6 protein-coding genes and 4 tRNA genes are annotated in these 5,313 nt (G+C 60.6%); all 10 read left to right on the top strand.

Going from position 1 to position 5,313, the window contains the following annotated elements:
* Positions 1 to 302: 302 nt before the first annotated feature.
* Positions 303 to 377 (top strand) — tRNA-Val (locus SY1_RS04195).
* A gap of 10 nt (positions 378 to 387) precedes the next feature.
* Positions 388 to 464, top strand: a tRNA-Asp gene (locus SY1_RS04190).
* Positions 465 to 479: 15 nt separating this feature from the next.
* Positions 480 to 555, top strand: a tRNA-Phe gene (locus SY1_RS04185).
* Between the two features lie 13 nt (positions 556 to 568).
* Positions 569 to 643: transfer RNA gene (locus tag SY1_RS04180), tRNA-Gly, on the top strand.
* Between the two features lie 271 nt (positions 644 to 914).
* Complete coding sequence (locus SY1_RS04175; protein ID WP_015556282.1) at positions 915 to 1,154, top strand: flagellar FlbD family protein; 240 nt, start codon at positions 915 to 917, stop codon at positions 1,152 to 1,154.
* 34 nt (positions 1,155 to 1,188) lie between these two features.
* Positions 1,189 to 1,965: a motility protein A gene (locus tag SY1_RS04170; RefSeq protein ID WP_208872804.1), complete on the top strand. Its 777-nt coding sequence runs from the start codon at positions 1,189 to 1,191 to the stop codon at positions 1,963 to 1,965.
* A 2-nt stretch (positions 1,966 to 1,967) separates the two neighbouring features.
* Positions 1,968 to 2,696, top strand: coding sequence for an OmpA/MotB family protein (locus SY1_RS04165; RefSeq protein ID WP_208872803.1), 729 nt, complete (start codon positions 1,968 to 1,970; stop codon positions 2,694 to 2,696).
* 17 nt (positions 2,697 to 2,713) lie between these two features.
* Positions 2,714 to 3,169, top strand: coding sequence for a flagellar basal body-associated FliL family protein (locus SY1_RS04160; protein WP_015556280.1), 456 nt, complete (start codon positions 2,714 to 2,716; stop codon positions 3,167 to 3,169).
* Positions 3,170 to 3,327: 158 nt separating this feature from the next.
* Entirely contained in the window at positions 3,328 to 4,335 is a 1,008-nt protein-coding gene (fliM, locus tag SY1_RS04155; RefSeq protein ID WP_341523455.1) for a flagellar motor switch protein FliM, read from the top strand.
* Positions 4,328 to 5,313, top strand: a 986-nt coding sequence (locus SY1_RS04150; protein WP_208872802.1) for a FliM/FliN family flagellar motor switch protein, incomplete at its 3' end; no start/stop codon positions are given. The genes fliM and SY1_RS04150, both read left to right, overlap by 8 nt.

Below are 5,313 nucleotides of genomic sequence, written 5' to 3'. Positions count from 1 at the left end.
CGAAAAGGAAATCCACATCGACCCTTTCTGCAGGCTCAACGTAGGCGCTCTCCTGTTCTGCGGGCAGAACCGCTTCCTGCCCGCCAGCAGCTCCATGACCTTGATGCGCTTGATCTCTTTTTGTGACAATGCCACTCGCTCCTGCTTCATACCTAAGTATCACCCAAAGACCTGCCTCCCGCGGAGAGGGGTGACATTTTCTCTGACTACTTATAGGGTAACATGATCACTGATCAACGACAAACTTTGAGGCCCTGCTTGACAGAAACGACAGGGGTAGGTATACTATCTTTCGTGCTTGAGGGCGGATAGTTCAGCGGTAGAACACCTGCCTTACACGCAGGGGGTCACAGGTTCGAACCCTGTTTCGCCCACCATTGAAAAAGCGGGGTCGTAGCTCAGTTGGTTAGAGTGTCGGCCTGTCACGCCGAAGGTCGCGAGTTCGAGTCTCGTCGGCCCCGCCAGTTCAATATTTCGTGGGCGGGATAGCTCAGATGGTAGAGCAACGGACTGAAAATCCGTGTGTCCCCAGTTCGATTCTGGGTCCCGCCACCAGGTCAGCGAAAATGCGGAAGTAGCTCAGAGGTAGAGCACAACCTTGCCAAGGTTGGGGTCGCGGGTTCGAACCCCGTCTTCCGCTCCAAATTTTAAAGAGTGAGGTCCTGCAGGAAGCGGGACCTCTGTTTTTTTGAGAACTGTCCTAATGGAAGAAGAGGAGCGATGGGAGGGTTTTTGATCAATTTTGAATGAACCCGATGCCCTTCTCCTTTAAAAGCCTGAAATTTTTTTTAGCGGACCTCGTTTTTTTACGGATTTTCATATACAATCAACAAGGTGTCCCAACAGGGTATCCTCGGTGCGCTTTATGTGAAGGCTGGGGCGTCTCTCCTTCGGGGGGGGAAGGGGCTATAGCGATGATTGAGGTGCATCGCCTGAACGGCGAACGTTTTTTGCTGAACTCTGATATGATTGAGACCATCAACGTGACGCCTGATACCGTGGTGCGGCTTTTGAACGGCCACCGCTATATCGTGCGCGAGGGGATCGACGAGGTCTGCGAAAAGATCATTGCGTTTCGGAAGTTGGCGGGGTACACCTGCATCGTTGCAAATTCTGCGGACGAGGTGGAGGATTCCGAAGGAGCGGGATCGTGATGGAGCATGCTGCTGGACTAGGGGTGAATAGGCTTTGGATTTAACGAGTATCGTTGGATTTCTCATATCTTGGATTCTGGTTCTCGCTGCCATGGCTGGGGGAGGAAACTTCGGCGCCTACATCGACGTTCCCTCCATGATGATCACGATCGGCGGCGCGGTGGGGGCAACGATCCTCTCAAACCCCTCGGACAGGCTGAAGGCCATAGGGGGCGGACTGAAGAGCGCCTTCGTCTCCCACGAGCCCAACCTCGTGGGGATGGTACAGATGATCGTCAGCTTCGCCGAGAAGACCCGCAGGGAAGGCCTGCTTGCCCTGGAGAGCGACGTGGCGGAGCTGGACAACGAGTTCCTGAAGAAGTCCATCCAGCTGGTCGTGGACGGCACGGACCCGGAGCTGGTGCGGGCGATCCTGGACACCGAGATCGGCGTCCTGGAGGACCGCCACTCCGCCAACAAGTCCGTGTTCGACACCCTCGCGGAGTTCGCCCCCTCCTACGGGATGATCGGGACGCTGGTGGGCCTCATCGCCATGCTGGGGAACCTGGCGGACGTCAGCTCCCTGGGCCCCAACATGGCCGTCGCCCTCATCACGACGATGTACGGGTCCATGATGGCCAACATGTTCGGCATCCCCATCGGCAAGAAGCTCGCCGCCCGCTCCGCCCAGGAGGTCGTGGCCATGGAGCTGATGGTGGAGGGGATCCTGGCCATCCAGGCCGGCGAAAATCCCCGAATCGTCGAGGAAAAACTGAAGGTCTACCTTCCCCCCAGGCTTCGCAGCAGCTTTGACAAGAAGGAGGGCGAGTAGCCTTGGCGCGCCAGAAGAAGCCGGAGCCGCCGGGGCTGAGCGCCCCCTTCTACATGGGCACCTACGGGGATATGGTGACGCTCATCCTGTGTTTCTTCATCCTGCTGTTCGCCATGTCCTCCATCGATGCGCAGAAGTTCCAGAAGGCGCTGATCTCCCTCAGGGGCTCCCTGGGGGTTTTGAAGGGCGGCGTGACGACCGAGGAGTCCATGGAGCCCAACCAGAGCGGGGAAGAGGGAGTGGACGCGGGGTCGTCATCCAGGGTGGAGCTGGATACCCAGCACGTCGCCTACACGATCAACAGCTACCTGCGCTCCGAGGGGCTGGGCAAGTCCATTCAGGTGACGATCAACCAGCGCGGCGTGTCCGTCTCCATCTCGGATCAGTTCCTCTTCAACTCCGGCAGCGCGGAGGTGAAGCCGGAGGGGCGGCGGGTGCTCTTCAAGATCGCCTCCCTGGTGCGGGACAAGGTCCCGGCGGTGGCCGTGGAGGGGCACACGGACGCCACGCCTCTTCTGGGGGGTATCTATCGCGACAACTGGGGGCTCTCCGCGATGCGGGCGGCCGTCGTGGCGTCCTACCTGGAGCAGGATGGAGGCTTCGACCCGCTGAAGCTCCAGGCCGTCGCCTTCGGCCCCAACCAGCCGATGGTGCCCAACGACACGCCGGAGCACCGCGCCCTGAACCGCAGGGTCGAGATCGTGTTCCTCTCGGAGTATCCCAAACGCTAAGGGGTTGATGGATCAACATGAAACGAATGATTGTCTTTGTCGTTATCGGTTTGGTGATGTTCGGCGTGGGCTTTGGAGGAGGCCTGATGCTGGGGAGGACGATGGCGTCCGGCGAGGGCGGAGCCGCCAAGGCCCGCGAGGTCGCGGAACCGGGGCCCATCGTGACCATCGGCGAGTTCACCAGCAACCTGGCCGGCGCCGGAAGGCACGTCGTGAGCTTCACCGTGTCCCTGGAGCTCGTGAACAAGAAGGAGGAGATCGCCGCCGCCGTTCAGAACATGGGGTGGCTCGTGAGGATCAAGAACGAGATTCTCCTCATCGCGAAGGACAAGACCTACGACGACCTCAACAGCGCGGAGGGGACGGTCCAGTTTCAGGGGGACATCAAGAGGGTGCTCAACTCCATCCTTCCGAACGTGGGGGGGGAAGCCCCCATCGCCCAGGTGCTCTTCGAGTCTTTCGTGCTTCAATAAACAAAAAAACAATGTAACATAAAAGGCAACGGAGAAAGATTTTGGGTTTGTTTTGTGGGGACTGCGAAAAACGGCGGCAGGTGTGATATCCTGATACGTAGTTTTTCTTCTTCGGGGCGGTGACCCCGGAAGGCAGGTGAGGACTTCTGACTCCTGATGTGTTGTCACAAAGCGAGATCGATTCGCTCTTGAGCGCTCTCACGAGCGGTAACGTGGATATCGACTCCATGGCTGAAAAGGCCGACGAGCGGAACCTCAAGGTCTACGACTTCAAGAGGCCGGATAAGTTCAGCAAGGACCAGCTTCGAGCCATTCAGATGATCCATGAGGCCTTCGGCCGACAACTGACGACGGCCATGTCCACGCTGATCCGCTCCATCGTCTCGGCAGAGGTGGCCTCGGTCGATCAGCTGGCCTACGAGGAGTTCCTGAACTCCCTGGTGCAGCCGACGGTGATCGGGATGATCGAGATGCATCCCTTTGACGGCAACATGCTCCTCGAAATCAACCCCAACCTCGTGTTCGCCATCATCGACAGGATGCTGGGCGGGAAGGGAAACTTCACGGGCAAGCTGCGGGAGCTGACCGACATCGAGAAGACCGTCATCGAGCGCGTGCTGATGCGGATGCTGGAGCTTCTGGAGGACAGCTGGAGCACCGTGGTGGACGTTCGTTTCCGCTTCGAGAGCATGGAGAGCAACCCGTTCTTCGTGCAGATATGCTCTCCGCGCGATATGGTGCTCCTCGTCATCCTGAAGCTGAAGGTCGGCGACATCGAGGGGATGATGAGCCTCTGCTTTCCCTACTTCCTGATGGAGCCCATCGTGGACAAGCTGTCCTCACAGCAGTGGTTCGCCTCGACGAACCATGAGCGGGACGAGGAGGAGCAGCGGAACCTGATCTCGTCGCTGCATCGCGTCAAGATTCCCCTGGCGCTGGAGCTGGGGCACACGATCCTGAGCCTGGCGGACGTCTATGCCCTTCAGGCGGGGGACGTGATCAAGCTTGACGAGACGAAGGACAGCGATGTCGCCGTTCGGGTGGGCAACCGGGTGAGCTTCATGGCGAAGCCGGGGACCGTCGAGGGGCGTCTTGCGGTGGAACTGACCCGGATCCTGAAGCGGTCTGCGGACGAGTCGTCAGAGGGAGAGGAAAAAGATGGATGATCTGCTTAGTCAGGATGAAATTAACGCCCTGCTTTCCGGCGGCGACCTGGGCGGTGGGGCCGATTCAGACCTCTCCATGGAGGACTCCCACCTGCTCGGCGAGGTGTCTTCGATCTTCGCGGGCGCCGAGAGCAGCGTCATCGGCATGTTGTCCGGCAAGGAGGTGGACACTGCCGTCGACGACGCGGAGGTCGTGACGCAGGCGGACTTCCGGGGAAGCCTGCCGGCGGGCCCCTTCCTCTTTACGGCGACGTTCGGGGGCTTTGACGACATCCCCCTGGCGTTGGCGGTGGAGCAGAGGGGCGCCCTGACCCTTGCGGACCTCATGATGGGCGGAGAGGGAAAGGACCTGCCGGACGAGCCCAGCGACCTCTACCTGAACGCGGCCCAGGAGGGGCTGAGCCAGGTGGTTGGGTCCTCCTTCACGAGCCTGAGTGGCCTCCTGGGCGGAAAGCGCCTGATCCCGGAGAACACGACCTCCGGGCTGGCGTCGGGGGACTGGCTGGCCTTCTCCTCCATGGCGCCGGAGACGAAGCTTTGGATGAGCCCGGTCGAGGTGAAGATCAACGGGCTGGATCCCTTCAAGATATGGGTTGCGCTGCCCCTGGACTCCGCCCTCAAGATGGTGGGGCTGATGCGGGAGATCATTGGCGAACAGGAGCCGCAGCAGCCGGAGGAAGCGGCAGCGCCCGCTCCTTCGCCCGCCGCGGGCGTTTCGGCGCAGTCCGGCGGCGGGATGAGGGCGCCCATGGGCGCTCCAGCCCCTCGGGCCTCTCAGCAGCCCACTCCCATCGTGGACGTGCATCCGGCGGCGTTCCAACCCCTGGGGGGTGCCGCTGCCGGTGGTGCGGTGAGCCCCATCGACATGATCGCGGACATCCCGGTCCGCGTGACGGTGGAGCTTGGCAAGACGCGCAAGAGCGTGTCGGAGGTCCTGGCCCTGACGAGCGGGTCGGTCATCGAGCTGGACAAGATGGC

Source organism: Fretibacterium fastidiosum, from assembly GCF_000210715.1.
Taxonomy (GTDB): domain Bacteria; phylum Synergistota; class Synergistia; order Synergistales; family Aminobacteriaceae; genus Fretibacterium; species Fretibacterium fastidiosum.
This window is presented reverse-complemented; position numbering and strand designations above follow the sequence as displayed.

Bases quoted from the DNA above. Each gene is read 5' to 3' on its own strand.
- SY1_RS04175 (WP_015556282.1), top strand. From the start codon at position 915: ATGATTGAGGTGCATCGCCTGAACGGCGAACGTTTTTTGCTGAACTCT.
- SY1_RS04160 (WP_015556280.1), top strand. From the start codon at position 2,714: ATGAAACGAATGATTGTCTTTGTCGTTATCGGTTTGGTGATGTTCGGC.